The sequence below is a fragment of the Agarivorans sp. Z349TD_8 genome, assembly GCF_050870825.2.
Classification (GTDB): domain Bacteria; phylum Pseudomonadota; class Gammaproteobacteria; order Enterobacterales; family Celerinatantimonadaceae; genus Agarivorans.
The window spans coordinates 1,435,264-1,456,095 of sequence record NZ_CP194037.2 but is presented as its reverse complement, the minus strand read 5'-3'; the positions used below and the strand labels follow the sequence as shown (position 1 = coordinate 1,456,095).

Annotated in this window: 19 protein-coding genes and 1 pseudogene; 14 read left to right on the top strand and 6 right to left on the bottom strand. The window is 42.5% G+C overall.

Going from position 1 to position 20,832, the window contains the following annotated elements; genetic code table 11:
* Positions 1 to 158: 158 nt before the first annotated feature.
* The 8 genes from ACRRS1_RS06560 (at position 159) to ACRRS1_RS06525 (ending at position 8,613) form a co-directional block, all read left to right on the top strand.
* Positions 159 to 752 carry a malonic semialdehyde reductase gene (locus ACRRS1_RS06560; protein WP_432468120.1) on the top strand — a complete coding sequence of 198 codons (594 nt, stop codon included), beginning with the start codon at positions 159 to 161 and terminating at the stop codon, positions 750 to 752.
* Positions 753 to 1,082: 330 nt separating this feature from the next.
* Positions 1,083 to 1,469 carry a nuclear transport factor 2 family protein gene (locus ACRRS1_RS06555; protein WP_432468121.1) on the top strand — a complete coding sequence of 129 codons (387 nt, stop codon included), beginning with the start codon at positions 1,083 to 1,085 and terminating at the stop codon, positions 1,467 to 1,469.
* Between the two features lie 251 nt (positions 1,470 to 1,720).
* A complete protein-coding gene (locus tag ACRRS1_RS06550; RefSeq protein ID WP_432468122.1) occupies positions 1,721 to 2,416 on the top strand; it encodes a response regulator in 696 nt (231 codons plus the stop codon).
* A 74-nt stretch (positions 2,417 to 2,490) separates the two neighbouring features.
* Positions 2,491 to 3,855, top strand: coding sequence for a two-component system sensor histidine kinase CreC (gene creC / locus ACRRS1_RS06545; protein ID WP_439036006.1), 1,365 nt, complete (start codon positions 2,491 to 2,493; stop codon positions 3,853 to 3,855).
* 74 nt (positions 3,856 to 3,929) lie between these two features.
* Positions 3,930 to 5,279, top strand: coding sequence for a cell envelope integrity protein CreD (creD, locus tag ACRRS1_RS06540; protein ID WP_432468124.1), 1,350 nt, complete (start codon positions 3,930 to 3,932; stop codon positions 5,277 to 5,279).
* The gene (locus tag ACRRS1_RS06535; RefSeq protein WP_432468125.1) at positions 5,260 to 5,694 is read left to right on the top strand and encodes a DUF2809 domain-containing protein; all 435 of its coding nucleotides are present in this window, start codon (positions 5,260 to 5,262) and stop codon (positions 5,692 to 5,694) included. Before creD ends, ACRRS1_RS06535 begins: the two co-directional genes overlap by 20 nt.
* A gap of 522 nt (positions 5,695 to 6,216) precedes the next feature.
* Positions 6,217 to 6,873 carry an OB-fold-containig protein gene (locus tag ACRRS1_RS06530; RefSeq protein WP_432468126.1) on the top strand — a complete coding sequence of 219 codons (657 nt, stop codon included), beginning with the start codon at positions 6,217 to 6,219 and terminating at the stop codon, positions 6,871 to 6,873.
* A 36-nt stretch (positions 6,874 to 6,909) separates the two neighbouring features.
* Positions 6,910 to 8,613, top strand: a complete 1,704-nt coding sequence (locus tag ACRRS1_RS06525; protein WP_432468985.1) for a flotillin family protein — start codon at positions 6,910 to 6,912, stop codon at positions 8,611 to 8,613.
* A 224-nt stretch (positions 8,614 to 8,837) separates the two neighbouring features.
* Here the strand turns inward: ACRRS1_RS06525 and ACRRS1_RS06520 are convergent.
* The 3 genes and pseudogenes from ACRRS1_RS06520 to ACRRS1_RS06510 form a co-directional block, all read right to left on the bottom strand.
* Positions 8,838 to 9,922, bottom strand: a protein-coding gene (locus ACRRS1_RS06520) for an IS3 family transposase (RefSeq protein ID WP_432462919.1) whose coding sequence is annotated in 2 segments (ribosomal slippage) — positions 8,838 to 9,673 and positions 9,673 to 9,922 — 1,086 coding nt in all. Because the reading frame shifts where the segments join, the coding sequence is not laid out codon by codon here.
* A gap of 442 nt (positions 9,923 to 10,364) precedes the next feature.
* Positions 10,365 to 11,465, bottom strand: coding sequence for an ISAs1 family transposase (locus ACRRS1_RS06515; RefSeq protein ID WP_432468127.1), 1,101 nt, complete (start codon positions 11,463 to 11,465; stop codon positions 10,365 to 10,367).
* A 407-nt stretch (positions 11,466 to 11,872) separates the two neighbouring features.
* Positions 11,873 to 12,109: pseudogene (locus ACRRS1_RS06510) on the bottom strand (IS4 family transposase); the annotation flags it as partial.
* A 149-nt stretch (positions 12,110 to 12,258) separates the two neighbouring features.
* Here ACRRS1_RS06510 and ACRRS1_RS06505 point away from each other — a divergent pair.
* From ACRRS1_RS06505 to ACRRS1_RS06490, 4 genes are all read left to right on the top strand, one after another.
* Positions 12,259 to 12,747, top strand: coding sequence for a hypothetical protein (locus tag ACRRS1_RS06505; protein WP_432468128.1), 489 nt, complete (start codon positions 12,259 to 12,261; stop codon positions 12,745 to 12,747).
* Between the two features lie 979 nt (positions 12,748 to 13,726).
* The gene (locus ACRRS1_RS06500) at positions 13,727 to 14,230 is read left to right on the top strand and encodes a hypothetical protein (protein WP_432468129.1); all 504 of its coding nucleotides are present in this window, start codon (positions 13,727 to 13,729) and stop codon (positions 14,228 to 14,230) included.
* Between the two features lie 110 nt (positions 14,231 to 14,340).
* A complete protein-coding gene (locus ACRRS1_RS06495) occupies positions 14,341 to 14,898 on the top strand; it encodes a hypothetical protein (RefSeq protein ID WP_432468130.1) in 558 nt (185 codons plus the stop codon).
* A gap of 138 nt (positions 14,899 to 15,036) precedes the next feature.
* On the top strand, positions 15,037 to 15,354 hold the full coding sequence (locus ACRRS1_RS06490) for a hypothetical protein (protein ID WP_432468131.1): 318 nt from the start codon (positions 15,037 to 15,039) through the stop codon (positions 15,352 to 15,354).
* Between the two features lie 258 nt (positions 15,355 to 15,612).
* On the opposite strand, the gene ACRRS1_RS06485 is transcribed toward ACRRS1_RS06490, so the two are convergent.
* Entirely contained in the window at positions 15,613 to 16,299 is a 687-nt protein-coding gene (locus ACRRS1_RS06485; RefSeq protein ID WP_432468133.1) for a hypothetical protein, read from the bottom strand.
* Between the two features lie 821 nt (positions 16,300 to 17,120).
* Here ACRRS1_RS06485 and ACRRS1_RS06480 point away from each other — a divergent pair.
* A complete protein-coding gene (locus ACRRS1_RS06480; protein WP_432453971.1) occupies positions 17,121 to 17,555 on the top strand; it encodes a GNAT family N-acetyltransferase in 435 nt (144 codons plus the stop codon).
* 295 nt (positions 17,556 to 17,850) lie between these two features.
* On the opposite strand, the gene ACRRS1_RS06475 is transcribed toward ACRRS1_RS06480, so the two are convergent.
* Positions 17,851 to 18,528 (bottom strand): FMN-dependent NADH-azoreductase, encoded by a 678-nt coding sequence (locus ACRRS1_RS06475; RefSeq protein ID WP_432468134.1) that lies wholly within the window; start codon positions 18,526 to 18,528, stop codon positions 17,851 to 17,853.
* A 114-nt stretch (positions 18,529 to 18,642) separates the two neighbouring features.
* On the opposite strand from ACRRS1_RS06475, the gene ACRRS1_RS06470 reads away from it, so the two are divergent.
* Complete coding sequence (locus ACRRS1_RS06470) at positions 18,643 to 19,533, top strand: LysR substrate-binding domain-containing protein (protein ID WP_432468986.1); 891 nt, start codon at positions 18,643 to 18,645, stop codon at positions 19,531 to 19,533.
* 10 nt (positions 19,534 to 19,543) lie between these two features.
* Here ACRRS1_RS06470 and ACRRS1_RS06465 read toward each other — a convergent pair whose 3' ends face one another.
* Positions 19,544 to 20,773 (bottom strand): winged helix-turn-helix domain-containing protein, encoded by a 1,230-nt coding sequence (locus tag ACRRS1_RS06465; RefSeq protein WP_432468135.1) that lies wholly within the window; start codon positions 20,771 to 20,773, stop codon positions 19,544 to 19,546.
* Positions 20,774 to 20,832 lie beyond the last annotated feature (59 nt).

Genomic DNA, 20,832 nt, shown 5'->3' with positions numbered 1-20,832 from the left:
ATTTTAATGGCGCATTCACTAAATTCGACCACAATAGTTATTACGCTTAGCTTGAGCAAGGGTTAGCTAATATAAAAGCATACAACGCAAACCAAACTATAAATTGAAACTTCATTCGTGAATAACAAAATACTTACCCACATGAACCGGAGAGTAATATGACTACCAAACTAGATGCACAGGCTCTAAACCAGCTGTTTACGGAAGCCCGAACATTTAATGCTTTCTTAGATAAAGCGGTACCCGATGAATTGATTAAAGAACTTTATGAATTAATGAAATGGGCGCCAACATCCATGAACTGTCAACCCGGTTATTATGTGGTCGTTAAAAGTGCCGACGCAAAAGAAAAGTTAAATAAAGCCTTAGCGCCTGGGAATCAGCAAAAAAGCCTCGCGGCACCGGCCTCGGTCATCATTGCCTCTGACCAGCAGTTTTATAATCATCTACCAGAGCAATTCCCTGCTTATCCAACAGCCAAAGACATGTTTGCGAATGATGCAAGTTTCCGCGATGCAACCGCTTTTAGAAATTCAAGTTTGCAGGGCGCCTATTTCATCATGGCTGCTCGCAGCCTGGGTTTAGATTGCGGCCCAATGAGTGGCTTTGATAACAAACTGGTCGATGACAGCTTCTTCCCTGAGGGGCGTTATAAATCTAACTTCATCATCAATTTTGGCTATGGGGATGCAGCACAAAACTATCCAAGAGGACCTCGTCTCGCATTTGAAGACGTCGTTAAAATACTTTAGTGATTTGCGCCAAGCCGCTATTCGCCTTTTAGCAAGCAAGGCAATCGCGTGTTTGGCTGCTCTGCTAGCAAAACACAGCATGGCGATGTCGTCGTGTTTAACAATCGCGATGATCTTATACGCAGGCCAAACCAGCTCATTTCCCCATGCAGTCCAAAATACCTTCAACACTGAACCCGCGATGAAGTCTTCACAGGCCATCTCTTAAGCTAAATTTTAGCTTCATTTAAGGCTATTCGAAGCGCCTTGTGTTCGTTATGCTTAAGGCCTATCTAAACACGGTCCTATGACTATGACCATCAAGAGATTTTTAATTAGGAGACTAACTCGATGACTAATCTTGATATTGTAAAAAGTACCTATGAAGGTAAAACCTCGGAAGAAAACGGCAAAAACCTCAAACGTTACCTAAGCGTTGACACTCAATGGACCGAAGCGGCTGGCTTTCCTTATGCGGGAACGTACCAAGGATTTGACGAAATTGAAAAAAATGTTTTTGCGCGTTTAGCCAGCGAATGGGATGGCTATAATTTTGCAGTTGAAGACTATGTTGCGTCAGGTGACAAGGTTTTTGCTTATGGTACTTATAGTGGAACCTATAAGACAACCGGCAAACATTTCAAAGCCAGAGTTGCCCACTTATGGACACTAAGAGATAGTAAGATAGTAAGTTTCGAACAATTTGTTGATAGTAAAACCGTTTGCGACGTCATGTAAGCCAACATTGAGAGCCCTCAATCTCGACTCCAACTCATGATTGTTGTCCAGCCAAATCTGAACAGCTCTTGCCAGGCACTTTAATCCCTCTTCATTCGCTGAGTATTTAAACGGGACTAGCTTCTCTGTTTTATTTTTTGCCATGATAAAACTAATTCGATAGCCTGTGATTCAAAACCTGAGAGCTAACCACAGGGTTGGCTTTTACATCGCAATAAATAGCCAGTAAGTCGTTTTGTGGAGTTCGAACATTGAATGAAAAATTAACGGTACTCATCATTGAAGATGAACCAGCAATTGCTGAAAATCTCATTCATGTATTAGCAATGGATGGCTATTGCCCTCAGTGGGTTGCAACGGCAGGTGAAGGCTTAGCGTTTTTGAAAGAGAACGCCGTTGCTTTGTTAGTGTTGGATGTCGGCTTACCCGATGGGAATGGTTTTGAACTGTGCAAAACCATTCGCGAGTTTTCTGATCTGCCAATCATCTTTCTGACCGCGAGAAACGAAGAGATAGATCGAGTGGTTGGTTTGGAAATAGGCGCAGATGACTACGTAACCAAACCGTTTAGCCCCAGAGAAATGTTAGCAAGAATCAAGCTGCGCATTAAATCTCGAACAATGACGCCAGCGCTTGCAGCAGTTCAGCCAATACCAACCAAACAATTAATCGCTGATAATTTTGACTATTGTGTCAACGATCAGAAACTCGGTCTCACCGCAGTAGAGTTTAAGATCCTCAACAAACTGATTTCGGTATCCTCCAATGTATTGAGCCGCGAACAATTGATGATAGCTGCCGATATGGCGCCAGAAGCTGCTTACGAGCGTAATGTTGATACCCACATTAAAGCTATCCGTAACAAGCTGAAGCCGTTTGCCATGCATCAACGCATTCGTACCAAACGAGGTTTTGGTTATTTTTATAATCTAAAGGGGCAGTCATGAGTCGCTGGCCGAAGATACCCTTAGGATTTAGACTGTTCTTGCTCTATTTTATCCTGCTTGGAATAACTGCCTACATGGTAAGCAAAACCGTAATTTTGGAGCTCAAGCCTACCGTACGCCAAACCACGGAAGAAACACTGGTCGATATGGCAAACTTGCTTGCCGTATTGGCGGAGCAAGATGTCGCCAATGGCAACATGTCAGAGAGTCGATTTGCGAAATTATTAAGCGCTTATGGCCAGCGAGATCCACTATCTCACATCTGGGGCGTCGGCGAAAAAGCAAGTAATCACCGCATCTATATTACCGATCAACAAGGCATCGTCATTGCCGATTCCTGGCAACAAGATGTAGGCAAAGATTACTCACAATGGAATGATGTATTCCTCACACTACGCGGCCAATACGGTGCGCGCAGTTCCACCGAGGATCCCAACGATCCACTATCAACGGTCATGCATATTGCTGCGCCAATTTACCACCACGGAGAAATCATCGGCAGCTTAACGGTTGCCAAATCCAATCGCTCCGTTCAACCCTTTATTGACCGCTCCAAACGCAATGTTTTGTTTTGGATGATTTGGATGAGTGGCTTGGTGCTTATTGCTGGGGCGTTGTTCGCCTGGCGTATTCATTCGGCACTCAACAGACTCGAAGATTACGCAAAAAAATTGGGGCAAGGAGAGAAAGTCACCAAACCAGTTTTTCGCATTTCCTATGAGTACCAAGCCCTCGGAGATGCCTTGCAGAAAATGCGCAATAAACTTGATGGCAAGCAATACGTGGAAAAGTATGTGCAGACTCTCACCCATGAGTTAAAAAGCCCACTTTCAGCCATCAAAGGTGCCAGCGAAATTTTACAAATGCCTTTGCCTGAAGAAAAAATAGCTCGTTTCGCAAATAACATCGAACGAGAAAGTGACCGAATGCTGTCCCTGATAAATAATCTACTCGAACTAACGCGCCTTGAACAACGACCTCAGTTAGAAACCTTAGAGAAAATATCAATCGCAGCAGCACTGGATGATGTTGTGCTGGCGGCAGATGCTCGCTTAAGTGCCAAAGCAGCGACTTGCAATATAAAATGCGACCGAAATAGCGTGGTGCTTGGCGAGTCTTTCTTACTCAAACAAGCACTGTATAATTTGATGGATAATGCTTTAGATTTTGTAGAGCAAGATGGCTTGATTGAATGGCAGCTTGCTGTCTCTAAGGAAGCGGTCAATCTATCTATTTATAATTCAGGTCCGCATATCCCCGACTATGCGATGCCGCGATTGACCGAGCGATTTTATTCTCTGCCACGCGAAAACGGAGTGAAAAGTAGCGGGCTGGGACTCAACTTTGTAGACCAGGTCATGAAACTGCACAAAGGTAGCCTTCAGATTAAAAATGTAAGCTTGGGCGTAAAAGTAACGTTAAACCTAGCAACTACATAAAAACTCTACACAAGCTCCATCGATTCTCCAAACTATTGTTTTAAATTGAAAACATCAGTTAAGGAGAATGAAAAATGAAACAAATCCTCAATCATCAACTCGGCATGAAATTCGGATTCGTGCTGTTTTTACTTATATTGCTTCAAATTCCCGTTTCTATGCTCAGTGGACTAATCTCTGAGCGTTCAGTTAACCAGGAACAAGTCATCAACGACATCGCTCGCAGCAGTAGCAGCGAGCAACATATTATCGGTCCTTTTATCATGGTGAACTACACGGTTCCAGACCTTCGCAATGGCAAAACTTACCGATTGGCGAACCGAAAATTTATCTTACCCAAAACTTTTGACATGAGCGCTCAACTGGACAGCTTTGAAAAATATCGGGGTATTTATCGTGCTCGACTATACAAAGCACAGACCACATTAAGAGGAACTTTTGAACTTGCAGCGTTAGATGCACTACGTCAATACGAGATAACCCAAATAAGTATGGTTGTAGGGGTTCGAGATAGCCGGGGCTTAATCAGACTTGATGAGATGGCCCTAGCGGGAAAGACCTTTGAAGTTTTTCCCGGGACAGGACTAAGCCAGTTTCCCCAAGGGTTTCATAGCAATTTAGAACTCCAACAAATCGATTTAACTAAACCTTTGGCTTTCGACCTAAATTTTCTGCTGCAAGGCACAGGCACATTACAAGTTGCACCAATCGGCGCCCGCACCACTGTCGAACTCTCTTCTGCGTGGCCACATCCGAGCTTTATTGGTGACTATTTACCAGTCTCGTCCAGCATCTCCGAATCCGGCTTTAAAGCCCAGTGGTCCAGCAATAACTTCTCAACCAATATCGCTCAATGGTTTGAAAGTTGTTTGTCGAGCGTGGACTCCTGCGCCGACTTAGAACAACGGCAAATGGGAGTAAGCCTTATTGATCCTGTAGACCACTATCTGAAATCACATCGCGCGGTAAACTATTCGCTTTTGGTTATTACCCTGGTATTTGTCAGCTTCTTTTTATTGGAACTGTTTCAAGCGCGACCTATCCATCCCGTGCAATATGGCTTTGTTGGTTTGGCACTTGCAATATTTTATCTACTATTAATTTCAATGAGCGAACATATGGGCTTTAACTGGGCGTATATATTGTCTGCGGTTGCATCAACCAGTTTATTGAGTATCTATGTTGGCGGCATCTTAAATAGCACCAAACATGGCATGGTGTTTGGGATGAGCCTATTAATTCTCTATGGCATTCTATTTGGCTTACTTCAGGCAGAAAATTACGCATTACTCATGGGGACCTTGTTGTGCTTCGTCGTTTTGAGTTTCGTGATGTTATTAACCCGCAAGGTAGATTGGTACCAACGCAGCAAGCCAGTACCTGAGCTCACAACCGAGATTAATCGTGACCCCGCAGAAGCTTAAACAAGCAAATAAAAGCAACAGCCGTGATGGCGGCTTTGGTTCAAGGTCACGGCTGCGCTTTTCGTTGACCCATGCATTAAAGAGCCTATTGTGGCTAGTCGTGTTGATAGTGATTGCTTGCTATGTGCGAGATGATTTTATTCGACCGACCTTGGGAGATGTATTAGTGGTGGTGTGGCTGCACTATTTGCTTGCCAGTATTGTGAATGTTTCTTCTAAAATAACGGCTGCGGCAGCAGTCCTTATCGCATATTTAATAGAGATGGGACAGTACCTGCAAGTCAACCAATGGCTGAACATTGCCCCTTCATCGGTATTACATATTATTTTAGGATCGACCTTCGACGGAATGGATTTGCTGGCTTATCTTATCGGCGGTATGTTGTGCTTATTGATCGACATCGAGCAAAGTTAAAAGATCTGCGCTTCCGTAAAAATCGCGACAGGATCGATATGTAGAGCAAATCATGGTTGCTTATCAAGCGATGCCTTTCGCGTACCTTGCAATATTGAGTTGACTCATAAATATCTAAATCAACACCATGAATTCACATGATTGGCAGTCTCTTCATAAAACCCTGTAAGTTCACAAAATACATCCTGTTATTTGACATCCAGTCATTCTCCCTTAAAACAATTCGCAAAACGGAGTGTTTCCACTTGAGAGTGGAAAAATCAAAGCGTAATATCAACCACTTAGATTAATGTTTATTTAAATAATAGCTTTGATAAGTGTGCGGGCTAGTTTATGCCGACAAGCGAGTAAGGCAGAGAAAGCTCAACACTTTGATGATGGCAATGTAATTGTCGCGAGAATGCTCCATATTGGTTATGGCTTTAACGAAAACTTGCGCCAAACTAGCGATTAATGTTTAAGGTATGCTGTTGAAATGAAGCGAAGACTCGTTTCAATTTTTTATTGTAAAAAGGATGCTGAATGTACCAATTTTTACTCGCAGATGTGAATACCAGCTTTAGCTTGGCCTTAGCCTTTGTGCTTGGGCTGGCTCTTATAGAAATATTAGGCTTATTAGTGGGTGTGAGTCTACTCAACATGCTCGATGACATTCTCCCCATAGATCTTAACGTGGATATGGACGCCAATGTAGATAGTGGCGCGCTTTCTGGGCTGCTCGGTTGGTTATATTTAAATCAATTACCGTTGCTGGTTTGGATCATTCTATTTTTAAGCAGCTTTGGTCTTGCTGGGCTCAGCCTCAATTACTTAAGCCTTTCCAGTGGCAATGGTTTACTCCCCTCGGCTATGACTCACTTGGGAGCATTATTGTTTGCCATTTTAAGCGCACGCTTTTTAGGAAGAACGATCGCCAGAGTATTTCCCAAAAGCCAATCGAGCGCCATTTCTAAGCATGAATTTAAGGGTTTACAGGCCAGAATAACGGTAGGCACCGCAACCGTAGGCAGCCCAGCGGAAGCGGTATGCACCGACCAATACGGGCAAAAACATTACTTAATGGTGCAACCTTTAGAAAACCAAGACTCGTTCCCAACGGGAACAATTATTGTATTGCTTGAACGGCACCGGAAATACTGGACTGCCAGCAAACTCGACCAATTATTAAACGAACATTAAGGATAAATAGTGGATTTATTAGTTAACAGTAACAGCATTGCTTTTTACTTAATTTGGGTCGGTATTGGGTTTATTGCCCTATTCACCATTGGTTTAATTTTAGCCAAGCTGTATATCCGAGCCACCAAAGAAACAGCCTTTGTCAGAACCGGTTTAGGCGGAGAGAAGGTGGTAAAAGATGGCGGTGCGATGGTCTTGCCAGTGGTGCATGAAACCATTCCGGTAAATATGAATACCCTGCGTATCGAAGTCGAGAAAACCCAAAAAGACGCATTGATTACCAAAGACCGGATGCGGGTTGATGTTAAGGCCGACTTTTACTTGCGAGTGGCACCGAATAGCGAAGGTATTTCGATGGCCGCCCAAACCTTGGGAACTCGCACCATGCGTGTCGAAGAGTTGAAAAAGCTGATGGAGTCCAAATTTGTCGATGTGCTACGTTCGGTGGCCGCAGAAATGTCGATGACCGAAATGCACGAACAACGTTCAGACTTTGTACAAAAAGTGCAACAAAACGTGATGAACGATTTAGAGAAAAACGGCTTAGAACTCGAGTCTGTTTCGTTAACTGGCTTTGACCAAACTGACTTACAATTTTTTAATGAAAACAATGCATTTGATGCCGAAGGTCGTGCTCGATTAACTAAAATCATTGAAGAAAAACGTAAAGAAACCAACGACATTCAGCAAGAAAACCGTATTAAAATCGAACAGCGCAACCTAGAAGCAGAAAAACAATCGCTTGAAGTGAGTAAGCAAGAACAAGAAGCCAAACTCACCCAAGAACAAGTGCTGGCGTTTAAACGAGCCGAACAAAAAGCCGAAATTTCAAAAAACCGTGAAATGAAAGAGCAAGAAGAGCGGGAAGCCGAAATTGCCAAAGAGCGCGCCTTAGAAGCGGCTGAAATAGAAAAATCTCGTGATATTGAAACTCGTGAAATTGAAAAAAGTAAAACCTTAGAACAAGCCAGTATTCAACGCCAACGTGATTTAGAAGTTGCCGGACAAGATAAACAAATCGCGATTGCCCAAAAATCAGAAGAAGAATCGGCGGCTCAAGCAAAAGCCGCTGAAGCAGAAAAAGTCAAAGTTGAGAAAAGTGAAGCGGTGATTACCGCGCGCCAAATTGCCGAAGCGAATCGTCGTAAAGAGATTGAGGTGATTGATGCGCTAAAAGAAGCCGAACGTGATGCGGTTGGTATCACCGTGCAAGCCGATGCCGAAAAGAAAGTGGCGCAAGATAAAGCATCTGCCATTTTGATTGAAGCGAAAGCCGAAGCCGATGCCAAAAAACTCCAAGCCGAAGCCGATGAGAAGGTATATGCCGTAGAAGCCGCCGGTAAACAAGCAATGTACGAAGCTGAAAACACCTTGCGCGATGAACAGGTCGAGCTGCAAAAATCATTGGCGATCCTAAAAATATTACCTGAGTTGGTTGCCAGCGCCGTGAAGCCTTTAGAGAACATTGAAGGCATCAAAATTCTCCAAGGCTATGGCGCGGGTCATGGCAGCTCGCTAAATGGAGAATCCAACAGTCATCAAGGCGGTCTTGCGGAACAAGTCACAGAAGCGGCCCTAGGATATCGCGCAAATGCCCCCTTAGTTGATGCCATGTTAAAAGAGGTTGGCTTGGTGGATAAAAACAATGGCTGTTTGGAAGATTTGCTCACCGGCCAGTCAAGTCTCATTGAAGATGCTTTAGCAGTTACCAAGCAAGCTGAATCTGCAGCTAACTCATAACAAGTTGAACCAACCAACTAGAAAATCTTAGAAAGGGGCTTAAGCAGCCCCTTTAGTTTGACTTAGCTGTATCGTTCATATGGGACCAGACACATCTTAATACAGCTCGCAATCTAAGCTGACAGTTGAGAGTGTGCGTATCTAACGCGCTTTTGCCCCGTTCTTTGTTAGCAACGGGGTAAAAGGGTAATCCTCCCATTATTAACCGCATTTATTCGTAGAATTCATGCTGCCGTTTTTAGTGGTGGGAACCCTCCATTTGCAAGGTGTGGTCGTTGATGATTGTAGAACCATAACCATTGGGTCGCCCGATCTTGAACCTCTTCAAGTGTGTCAAACAAATACTTACTCACTAAGCCAAACCTCATAGTACGGTTGAACCTTTCTATATACGCGTTTTGTTGTGGGTTCCCTGGCTGAATATAATCGATTCGAATGTCGTGGTTGTTGGCCCATTTAATAAACGCATGGCTAATGAACTCAGGACCATTGTCGCAGCGGATCGCAACAGGTTTGGTTCGTTGTTCGATGAGCTGCTCTAAGATCCGAGTGACTCGTACTGTGGGCATTGAAAAATCAGGTTCTGACGCCAGACCTTCACGTTTGTAATCATCTATCACATTGAATAAACGGTACTTCCGGCCATCAGATAGCTGATCATGCATAAAGTCCACGGACCAAACTTGGTTTGTTTTAATCGGCTCTTTAAGAGGCTCTGGCGTATGGCGATTCAGGCGTCGTTTTGGCCTAATACGTAAGTTTAGAGCCAATTCGCAGTAGATCCGATAAACCCGCTTATGGTTCCATGTATACCCTTTAACGTTCCGCAAATGGTGAAAACACAGGCCAAAGCCCCAGTCAGAGCAGTCTTCACTGTTGCACAGCGTTACTAACTCTTGAGCTATCAACTCATTCTCAGGTTGAAGCTTCGATTTATAGCGATAGCAGGTCTCGCTGATCCCAAACCAATAGCATGCACTTTTAATGCTGATGTGATAGTTCGCCACCGAACGCTGAGCCATCAATCGACGCTCACAGGGCTTCACCACTTTTTTGCCATCGCCTCTGAGATCACCTCTGCTTTAAGGCGTTCTTCCGCATACATCTTTTTAAGCCGTCGATTTTCATCTTCGAGTTCTTTCATCCGCGCCATAAGGGATGCGTCCATACCACCGTATTTCGAACGCCACTTGTAAAAGGTTGCGTTGCTCATTCCATGCTCACGACAGAGCTCAGGAACAGGTGTACCAGCCTCAGCCTGCTTGAGAATAGATAAGATCTGACTGTCCGTGTAACGTGACTTTTTCATGTTGAATCTCCTGTATTTACTATACGAGAAAATTCTACTTTTGCATGGGATTAATTTTCGGGGGGATTACCAAAGCTTTCGCCTACGGCGACATCATTTTTCTTTGCTGGCCAAAGAAAAGTATACAAAAGAAAGGCCACCCTGCATCTTCTTAGATCCTCCGTTGCTCACTCACAAGGGCGTTGAAGTAAACACTACGCTCAAACAGACTTCAACTTTGCTCCCTTGTTCATTTGCGCTACTCGGCGAAGATGATGGGATTTAAAAGCGTAATCTTGGCTATCGAGAGTGTGAAAGGTTTTTGTTTTTAGAATGGGTGTCTAGTTTATTTAGTTTATTCTAGTTTATTTTTTTGAGCGTCATTTTTTACGATCAAAAATAGCTCATACAAAATCCTTTCTAACTCAGTTTTGCCCCAGGGCGGGAGCATACTTTGATGGATTTATAACCCAAAGAAGACTCGTGCCCGATAATCGTCGTTCCATCCCGCTTTCTTCAACTTCACTTTGTGACTTGGCGCTCCACAATCGCATTGTTTGAGCATGTTCATCACAAAACGTCTAAATAGAGCTATGTTTTCCACCGCTCCGTCTAAAGTAATGCGAGAGTTATCCTCTTTAAAAACAACATCTAATACGTAATGCTGGCTGTTTTCAATTCGCCAATGCTGACGAATATAGTGGCCTAACAATTTGTGATTCGGTGACATTGAGCTTATGTAATACGAGGTATCTACAGTGCCTTTCCCATTTATCACGCGGTGGCGTTCCACTGCTATGATGCTTCTTACCGTTGGCCATTTCTTTGCTAACTCTTCGGGCAACTTGGCCTTTAGTTGAAAGACGTATCGCTCTTCGCTACGACCATGGTGTTTTTCTTTAATTTCAGTGACGACCTTCTCTTTACCAGCATCAAAGACGGCTTGAAACTGCTCAACAACAGCCGCTCTCAACTTTGGTTGGTTGTTTTTTACTTGAACGACAACATGAGCCTTCTTTTCTGCGATTTTCTCTAGTGTATCGCGCTGACAATGTAGAGCATCAACGGTGACAACACTGCCTTTTACGTTAATAACATCAAGCATTTGGCGCACAACGCTAATCTCGCCGTTCTTGTTCGCTGTCGGTTTCTGACTCAGAACGAGACCTCGTTCAGTATCATAGGCTGTAACCAATTGTAATGCTGTTTTCTTGTTATTTCGGTACGAGCCACGCAGTACTTTTCCGTCAAATGCGATGATGGCTCTGTTTTGACTCGTTCGCTGCTCGTTAATCCACAGAGCTAATGCCTCAAGCAAAGACTCCGCGACAACAGAACGCAAAATGCGTGCAATCGTGTGTCGTCTTGGGATCCCGTGTTCAAATGGTCTATATTTCCTCAGCCAGCCCAACTTCTCTTCTCCATAATATTCAATGTCTTGCCAGCCTTCACATCCTGATGCGATAGCACTGATAACAAGGAAAATCACGTCAATAAGGTCATGCTTTTGATTGATGTCAGATCGAGTATCCTCGACGACTGATAAATGTTCAATTATGTTCAAAATAACTATGTAGCTTAGGGTTTAGAGGTATTAGATCATATCTGTTAACAAAGTGCGATCCCGCCCTGAGTTTTGCCCCATTCTGTCATTCTGTGTTAGCAACGGGGGAAAAGCTTTCGCCTACGTCGACGTCATTAAGCTTCAACGAGCAAAGCTTAGCGAAGCAAAAAGAAAGCTCGCCCTGCATCTTCTTAAACCCTGTGTTGCTCATTCTCAAGGGCGTTGAAGTAAACACTACGCTCAAACAGACTTCAACTTTGCTCCCTTGTTCATTTGCGCTACTCGGCGAAGATGATGGGATTTAAAAGCGTAATCTTGGCTATCGAGAGTGTGAAAGTTTTTTGTTTTTAGAATGGGTGTCTAGTTTATTTTATTTTGTTTTTAGAATGGGTGTCTAGTTTATTTTATTGGTATATGGCTAAACGTTCACTATTTAAATGGTGATTGCCGAGCAAACGGTCCATGCGTTTAATGCAGTGTTTAGGTGAGGTACGGCTGGTGATATTACGCCCTAGCTCGGTGAGAGACAATTTATCGCCATCTAATAGCGATGTTGTTGCAACCATCAGAGAGTTAAGGCGTTTATTGTGAATATTGAGGCGCCGATCAATAAGCATTTGGTGTAGAATTTGAGTTTCGCGTATCCCGACTGCCTCCGTGCAGGTTTGATAGGAAAGGTTTTTGGCGAAATTAATTAGCTCAAACAACGGGGTGCGCGTCTACTTATATGAATTCTCAAGAGATTATGAGGGGATTCGCTAAAATGCGGCGTTATATTTTAAAGGAGTACGCATTGAGTTCTCACACAACTGTGATTGTTGACTGGCGAGGTCCATTTTCATATCAAGAAATAGAAGAAAACTCTGATTGGGGTAATGGCTTATATCTTGCCACTGGTAAGTTAAAATATGAAAGAGAAGCAACAATTCAATATTGTGGTATCACCGAGGGCAGTTTTCATGGAAGATTTAAAAACCATCATAAAGTGCATGAGATTAATCGCGAACAAGAATTTTGGATCGGTGAAATTAATTACCCGAATGATGCATCAAGACATTTCCTTGAAATGGCTGAATCTATAATCATATATTTTTGGCAACCAGAGCTTAATGAAAAAAAGAAAATATCAACACCAAAGCCGATCACTTTAATAAGTAAATGGTTTAAGAAAGATTCGACTCCACGTTACAGACAACACTCTATGTGTAAAGAGTTAGACGACGTCTTATCGTTTGATGGTGAATCTTGGCGTACTGGTAACCTTCAAGTGTGGGAAGAATAAAATATAATCGGGTAGCCGGAGGTATCTAACCTCCAGCCCCCACAACACCCTGCATGCGGCTCCGCACAGGGCGTTTCCTGAAAACGGTTAAAATACAACGGCCGATTCGCTCCTTTGCATTCCAATGATGGCTTCTGTTTTTGCGCCATGACTCCTCAGTCCGGTCGGATACGGAGACAATGAGCTGCACAGGCTCCTCATTGATTTTCAGGTTCAGGCCTTCACCATGTCCCAACCATTACACAATAGAACGGCATTGGGACTTTTTATCTAAAAAAAGCCGTCTGCTTAAATCGCCATAGCGTGAGTTAAACGATCGCTTGCTAAGCAGAGCTCCCCCACTTTTTGTTTATAAGAAGTAGAACATGCACTTTCTCTTTTCTCTGCACTGCTGCATCATTTGCGGTGGCCGTTAGATCACATGGCTTCGTTGTCTTGTGCCAACTCGCCTCCAGCCTACGCCTCATATGATGTTCTTGTTCATCAGCTCGCCCTCTCTTTAGATAAAAAGGCGTCCGGCTTCCTTCAGACATTCCCTCGCGGTAATGCCCTTGCCATTCGCTAGTCCTTAGCGTTTAATCATCAGAATGTTATTAAACGGTGACCTTCCTACAGAGGACTTTCACCTCATTAGTTTGGCCGTACACAAACATAGGCAGCATCGCCCTACGGGCTGGATGCGCTAACGCGCGCCGCTGTTTTCGGCGTTATCTCTGTCTCAGCCATACTTAATCTAATCCAGCATACCTTTGAACAAACAATCAGCGTAACTCATTTTTGTCCTGAGGCGTGTTACACCAATAAATAGGCTAACAATATATTGCCCCTTTTCTTCTTAGAGTTGTTGCTCGCAACATCTTGAGTTATCCCTGTTTGACCCAATTTAGCTAATGTTTCATTATGTGTTTAGTTGATTAATTTTCAAACTATTCGGCGATCTAAAAATAGGGTTCAGACCAACTTCGTACTAGAGGACTGTATGGATACATACACATTAGTTAAAAGATCAAGCGCATTTGCAAGGGACAAGGATTTTAACAAAGCTATTGAGGTATTGAATGAGGTATACACACAATGCGAGCCTGATGAAGCGGCGCTGCTAAAGGCTGTCCCCTACTTTCAGAAAGCTGGACGATACGATGAGCTAAATGAGTATTGTACAGAAATGCTGATCCCTAAAATCTCCTTCTATAACAAGACTTGCTTTGCTCATAAGTGCCAAGAAATCCAACAAGCATTTGAGAACTTAGGATTACACAGGCTTTACTCCAAGCTTGAGCTATGTGCTAAACGGGAGAAAAATGAGCAAGATAAGCTTTCCTTCCATTCATTAAGCACCTTTCATTATGACGAATATGAGAGGCTTCTTGCCATTGGAGAAAAAAACGAGAAAAGTAAAGAGTATGGTGAATTGGTATCTATCTTTGGTAAAGACACAAGTAAATGGCCAGAGAATATGAGGAAAATGTACATAGGCAGCTAGAAACTGAACGTGCCTTATATTAAAAGTTATCCGAAGGCATTTAACCAGAACAATTCACCACGTTGCATAAGATTTGACTCTCTCTATGACAACAGCTAGAGGTATCTAAAATGGCAGTTACTGACCTAAACAATTCACATAGTGCGCAGGCAGAATTAGAAAAACTTGAGCCAAGAGAACAAATGCTAGAGATTGCATTCGACTTTCATACTATGTGCACAGATTCACGCAGAAATCATTTGTATTGCGTTCATTCGGTAGTATCTGGTCTAGCTTTAGAAATCATACTCAAGAGCTTCAACTCAGTAGAAACCGAAGTTCAAAGTGAGTACATTACCAAGTATGCATATAAGCGAAGCAATAAGCCCATAGAAAACCACGATTTAGTGTCATTGTTAGATAATGTGCCACTAAACATCAAAGCACATCTATTTAGTGAGCGAGACACAGAAATAATCGAAACTTATCGGGACGTTTTCTTTAATGATCGATATCTATACGAGAGAACGGCTAGAGATGTTTTCGATAATAGTTTCATAAAACTAGTCGGAAGAACGATCTATAAAATGATCTGTATGTACAAGGTGCAGGGGTCAGTTGACCCATTCATCACCTATATTGATGATGAACTTCTAGAGCGCTATCGTCGGGAGTTATACCACTTGTAAGTATGATTGAGATTCTCTTAGTTATTCTTACCCAAAGCCACTTAGAGTTGACCACTACAGTATTGTTTTTTTAATGAAATCAATAAAAAGAGGTTGTGTAAAATCGCAGTTATTATGTAGGATGGATTACTAATTTACATGGGTTCGAAGTATGAAGAAATTAGCAATATTCTCGACAATAGCGTTAAGTTCGCTAATAACAGGTTGTGTGGCAGTTTGGGGGGGTCTTATAACATTGACTTTGCTGATAAAGATCTAGTTCAAGTAAACTATGATTCATCGGTGGTCAACTACCCTCACATGCTCGCACAAGTAGCTTCTCACTGCGCTGCATATGGAAAAGGTTATGAAAATGATTCCACCATAACAAATGGTTGGGGCATTACTATGGCTATTTATCGTTGTAGAGGTGAAATAGAACCAGACGTCATGCCAAGAAAAATCATAGTTAAGTAACTCTTATTAGACATGACTCATTAGCACTAACGGCTCGCGCTTCTACCTCAGAAAAAACCATTATCTATTAGTGCTCAAGCTCATTCAGAGTCTGGTAATATCGATTAGTTGTAGTAGCTCAGACCTGATCTGACAGTCACCTATTTTTTACATAACCTTGGGCGAAGCGCAACAAAAGGTCTGCCAATCACATACCTTTTTTGTGGTGGATAGTTCAGGTGTTATGTTCCAATTCCATGCGAACACAGAAAATCACTTTTACCCGTATTGATGTGGGGTAATATAGCACCCATTAGGATCCATATAGAATAAACACTGATTTTCAGAGCTTAACTCTAATTTCTTATTTACGTACATTAAATCTGAAAACCCTGAATCATATTTGGGTTTAATTGGTTCTACGTGACTATGACTGCACTCACCTACAAGAAAGCGATACTCCCGTTGGTATGTGTACTGGTCAGACTTACAAATAGCGCTCCAATCAAACTGATTTGGCGAGTATTTGACAAGACCATGAGCGATTTTTAAACTCGTAGTGGTATATAAACGCCCCACTAAAATTGGAATATTCTTCTCTTCGACAAACACATAGTTGCAGCCGAATTCGTCACGCATTCGATTTATATCATCTGTCAATGCTCTAAGCTCTATATCAGTTTGAGGTATTGTTAATGCAAACCAGCAATGCATCCATCGATCTTTGTGCTCATTTGTATGCAATGTTACTTTCTCAATATGAGGCAATTCGAAACCATTAATATAAAGCTTAATGCTTTCACTATCTCGACCTTTTCTAAATGAATTAGCACACGACTCATGGTGATCAGATACTCCAGAAGCGTCTGACAAGCGATAGAACTCAGGGGTATTGCAATAAAATAACCCATCAACCAACTGATCGAGTTTATCTTTATCTCTAAAGAACTTGATTATGCCAACCATTCCATAACCTCATAAGATTTTATCGTCAATGGGGGTTGCTGTATGTACGCGTACCGCTTTGCCGATCTGTTGTGAATTTAACTTTCAGATTATCAAATTATGCAACCGATAGAAAAAGATGAGCACCCTAAGCCATTAACTGTAAGGATGAAAGTGTAGTGAAAATATGAGTTTGGTCAGCAAAATAGTGGATTGCCATACTTGAGATAATTAATGTTATTCTAAATTAGCAAAATTACTGGCACGTTTTTGTCCAGAGGCGTGTTACACCAATCGATAGGCTAACAATATTTTGCCCCAAAATGAGTTAGCTTATTTTTTTGGGGAGCTGTTAGTCTCGTTTTTATCATTTAGTTTTGGATCGATCTGTTAGTGAGGCTTTCGCCCTGACGGCGATATACTTTTCTTTGCTGGCCAAAGAAAAGTATACAAAAGAAAAGCCACCCAGCATCTTCTTAAACCCTGTGTTGCTCATTCTCAAGGGCGTTGAAGTAAACACTACGCTCAAACAGACTTCAACTTTGCTCCCTTGTTCATTTGCGCGACTCGGCGAAGATGATGGGAATTAAAAGCGTAATCTTGACTATCGAGAGTGTGAAAGGTTTTTGTTTTTAGAATGGGTGTCTAGTTTATTAGTTTATTTTCCGCATGGTCAAAATGGTGATTGACTGGTATGCTGTTGATAAATTTAAACATTAAAGGATATGTGAGTTTCTGTGGTGCGTGATAGGTGGTAACTTCGCATGCGTGAAAGATGGGAATTTGCATATTAATATACTGTTATATGTTCTTAATTTTTCTAATCTACATTAGAGGTAAGTGTGAGAATTGTTGTAAGTAAAGATAAAGAGTCTATTAAAATTTCTCAGAAAATTCGTAATGAAATTTTTGTTCGAGAACAAGGAATACCATTACACTTAGACCTAGATGGTTTAGATTCAAATGCTTATCATTCTTTAGCATATATTGATGATTTAGCCATTGGCGTTGCTAGGTTGGCCTTAACAGAAAATAACAATGCTGTTATGGCTAGAATTGCTATAAAAAAAGACTACCGAGGCAATGGAGTGGCAACTAAATTGATTGATTCATTAATTGATAAGGCCAAACAATTAAATATAAACAGTATTGAAATACATGCTCACGAATATCTAAAAGAATATTACGAAAATTTTGGTTTTAATTTTGTAAAGAAAGTTGAGAAAGTCGGTGAGCATCAGTTAATTGAAATGCGTTTGAGCCAACCGAACATATAACAAATAAGAATAGGTGTCGCGCAGCCGACACCTATTCGGGTGTTGAACAAGCCCGATGCTCCTTTCTATAGTAAATAACGGTGTTGATGCTGGCGGGGCCAAGGCCTTGTTCGTTTTCCCAAGGCGAGTCTGGCTAAGACTGGGGGAATGGCGTTAAGCCCTTACTTGCCATATTTTTTCTAATGAAAGCTTTCACTTCAGGAGTCTTAACGCTAACAAGCTTCTGTCCAGTTACGATATCCGCAGGCCGACTGTACGATCTTGCCAAGCTCTATCCGCAACCGTGAAAGCTCATCTATGAGCGAATACAACTTAAGGCAAGATTTTCCACCAAGGCTGCAATCGCTTGTTTGGCGTGTTCAATAGACAATTGATGCCGGTCATCAGCAAACTCTTGGTACTCAGCCCCAATTTCATAAACACGCTCGGCCCCTAAATATTTTGCTAATTGTTTAATATGTGGACTCAGGTGGTTCAAGTTCTCTCGTACTCCACCAGGCCCAAAACCAAATTCGCCACAGGAGGTCAGTAGCACCAATATCTTTCCTCTCATTAAAGGTTCTATTGGAAAATCGCCTCGCGCAAGATCAAAACTAAAGGTTTTATTCACCCGCATAACTTGATCAAACCATGCCTTCAATACCGCAGGCATACCGTAGTTATACATCGGTGAAGTAATCACGATAACATCTGCATTGCTCACCTGTTCAAGGTAAGCCTCTGATTGAGCGAGAACCAAATGCTGCTGCTCAGTTCGATCGGTTTCCGGGCGAAACGCCGCGGCAATCCAGTCTTGACAAATAAACGCTGGTGGATGAAGGCCAATATCTTGATAAACCACCCTTGCTTGATGATTTTTTCTCATCCATAGTTCGATGAAGCGACGACCCAGAGCCTTAGAGATCGAATTGTAGCTTGCGGTATCATGATCAGTACCACGAACGCTAGAATCGATATGTAAAATATTGTTCATTGTTTGCTACCTTTTTTGCATAATTAGTAGCCCTAGTCTCTTCCAAGTAAGTTGGTTAGACAAATGCTCATATTTTCCTTATAAAGTAATTTATCTCACCTATAGGGCTTGTATATGTTTCAGAGACTTCCCCCCTTAAATGCCATTCGTGCCTTTGAAGCTGCGGCGCGACTTAATAGCTTTAAAGATGCGGCCAATGAATTAAACGTTACGCCGACCGCCATTTCACACCAAATAAGAGGTCTTGAAGACAAACTTAAGATCCGTTTATTTGAACGAAAAACTCGGTCAGTAGTTTTGACTCACGAAGGAGAATTACTGGCAGCCACAGCCAATAAATCGTTGCATGATTTACTGCATACGGTAAACCAGCTAACTTCCTCACCCAACACCCTCACCATCAGCACCACGAACTCATTTGCGGCCATGTGGTTGGTCCCTCATCTCTCCGATTTCCAACAACAAAACCAAGAGATTGAGATCATCATTAGAGCGGAGGAATCATTAATCGATATTGAATATGATCGACGGGTTGATATGGTGATCCGCTATGGGGAGCCACCACATGCTCAAGCTGGTACAGAGGTACTTATTCAAGAAAAACTAGCCTGCTTTGCCACAGCAGAATATTGGGAAAAGCATTATAAAAATCCTTCTGATTCTATTTTTTACTGCACCCAGTGGAAGAATCAAAATTTACCGAGTTTGGCAATAGAAACACTTTTACCAAGTCTTCTCAGCAGCGTCAGCTCACCAGCAATACGTTACTTTAATGATGAAAACCAAACCGTCCAAGCAGCTCTTTCGGGACAGGGCATTGGAGTAATGAGTCAACTCGCTGTTGAAACATCTGTCACAAATGGCTGGCTAGTACCAGGAAAACTCGACATGGCCAAAGAATTCTCCGGGCTGCATTACTATCTGGTGATCCCAACAAGGCAGCAAACTAATCCAGCCGTGGTTCAATTTAAAAATTGGCTTTTACAAGCATTAGCGAAGTGCTAACCCTAGTCATTTAAGCCAGCGGCTTTAGCGCATCTTGCAGCGCTTGACTGAGGTGTTTGGGATGAACATTCACAAGCGAGACTGAATCACACTGTTGGAAAGACCGGAATTTTTCAATAGCCTCTACAAAAGCGCTTATCATGAGTTCTCGATTGAAAGCTTGTTGCTCTAAATACAACGATTTAATTTCTAAAAGGCGTGTTTTCCGGTGCGCTTTGCAATCCATTCGACCGATGAATTGATCCTGAAAAAGCAACGGCAAACAAAAATAACCATATTGGCGCTTCGCTTGTGGCACGTAACACTCGATCTGGTAATCATATTGAAACAGGCTTTTCAGTCGTTCACGCTGAATGACACAGTTATCAAATGGCGACAAAATTAATAAGCGTTTATTCAAACTTGGAAGACGGCCATCGAGAACGCCATTTTCAATGGCCTTGCTTTTGATTAGAAAAACTTCACCACTGGCAATTTTCACCTGTTCTAAAATGCCCTGCGCCAAGCCTTCGTTCACCAGTTTTTTGACCGCACTGCGTAATTTAGAATCACGGCGTAAATAGGTTAGTCCTTTCAAAGAAACTAAACCATGACAGCGCAACTGCTGCTCAACCAAATGGCTCGCAAACGCTTCCATACTCGGCATGCTCGAATCAACATGGGCAGGCAATACTCGCTCGGTTAAATCGTAAGTTTTCTGAAATCCCTCACGATGACTCACCATCAAATCGCCTTGCATGTAGAGCTGTTCTAGCGCTTTCTTCGCCGGCTTCCAATCCCACCAGCCAGCACGCTTTATCGAGCTTGTTTCCAGATCTCGGGAGCGCAACGGACCCTCGGCACGAATCCGCGCCAACAATTCAAGCATCAGCTTTTTATCGGTATTTTTATACCAGTGCGTTTGACCACTCTTAATTGCCTGCTTGTAGGGCAAGGAAAAACGAAAATCATCGATGGGTAGCAATGCTGCCGCATGTGACCAATACTCAAAAAGATCACCATTTAACAACAGTTGATTGCTCATCGCAGGCTCGAACTTCGGCACTCTAGAATGGAGTACATGATGATGCGCCCGCTCCACCACCGATATGGTATCGAGCTGAACATAACCTAAGTGATGAATCGCCTTACGCGCCCCCGCCAGGCCACGCCCAAACGGCTGAGCCTGCAACAAACATTGAGACGCCAAAGCAAAACGGCGAAGACGAGATAAGTCTTTAGGATGTTTCAATTCAATCATCGTTGGATGAGACCTTATTTAGCGTCAAAGCGCAGGTGAATAGTAAGTCTAGTGCCGTG

Excerpts from the sequence above, each read along its gene's own strand:
- ACRRS1_RS06560 (WP_432468120.1), top strand. The coding sequence starts at position 159 with ATGACTACCAAACTAGATGCACAGGCTCTAAACCAGCTGTTTACGGAA.
- ACRRS1_RS06555 (WP_432468121.1), top strand. The coding sequence starts at position 1,083 with ATGACTAATCTTGATATTGTAAAAAGTACCTATGAAGGTAAAACCTCG.
- creC (WP_439036006.1), top strand. The coding sequence starts at position 2,491 with ATGGTAAGCAAAACCGTAATTTTGGAGCTCAAGCCTACCGTACGCCAA.
- creD (WP_432468124.1), top strand. The coding sequence starts at position 3,930 with ATGAAACAAATCCTCAATCATCAACTCGGCATGAAATTCGGATTCGTG.
- ACRRS1_RS06530 (WP_432468126.1), top strand. The coding sequence starts at position 6,217 with ATGTACCAATTTTTACTCGCAGATGTGAATACCAGCTTTAGCTTGGCC.
- ACRRS1_RS06500 (WP_432468129.1), top strand. The coding sequence starts at position 13,727 with ATGGATACATACACATTAGTTAAAAGATCAAGCGCATTTGCAAGGGAC.
- ACRRS1_RS06495 (WP_432468130.1), top strand. The coding sequence starts at position 14,341 with ATGGCAGTTACTGACCTAAACAATTCACATAGTGCGCAGGCAGAATTA.
- ACRRS1_RS06490 (WP_432468131.1), top strand. The coding sequence starts at position 15,037 with ATGGGTTCGAAGTATGAAGAAATTAGCAATATTCTCGACAATAGCGTT.
- ACRRS1_RS06485 (WP_432468133.1), bottom strand. The coding sequence starts at position 16,299 with ATGGTTGGCATAATCAAGTTCTTTAGAGATAAAGATAAACTCGATCAG.
- ACRRS1_RS06475 (WP_432468134.1), bottom strand. The coding sequence starts at position 18,528 with ATGAACAATATTTTACATATCGATTCTAGCGTTCGTGGTACTGATCAT.
- ACRRS1_RS06470 (WP_432468986.1), top strand. The coding sequence starts at position 18,643 with ATGTTTCAGAGACTTCCCCCCTTAAATGCCATTCGTGCCTTTGAAGCT.
- ACRRS1_RS06465 (WP_432468135.1), bottom strand. The coding sequence starts at position 20,773 with ATGATTGAATTGAAACATCCTAAAGACTTATCTCGTCTTCGCCGTTTT.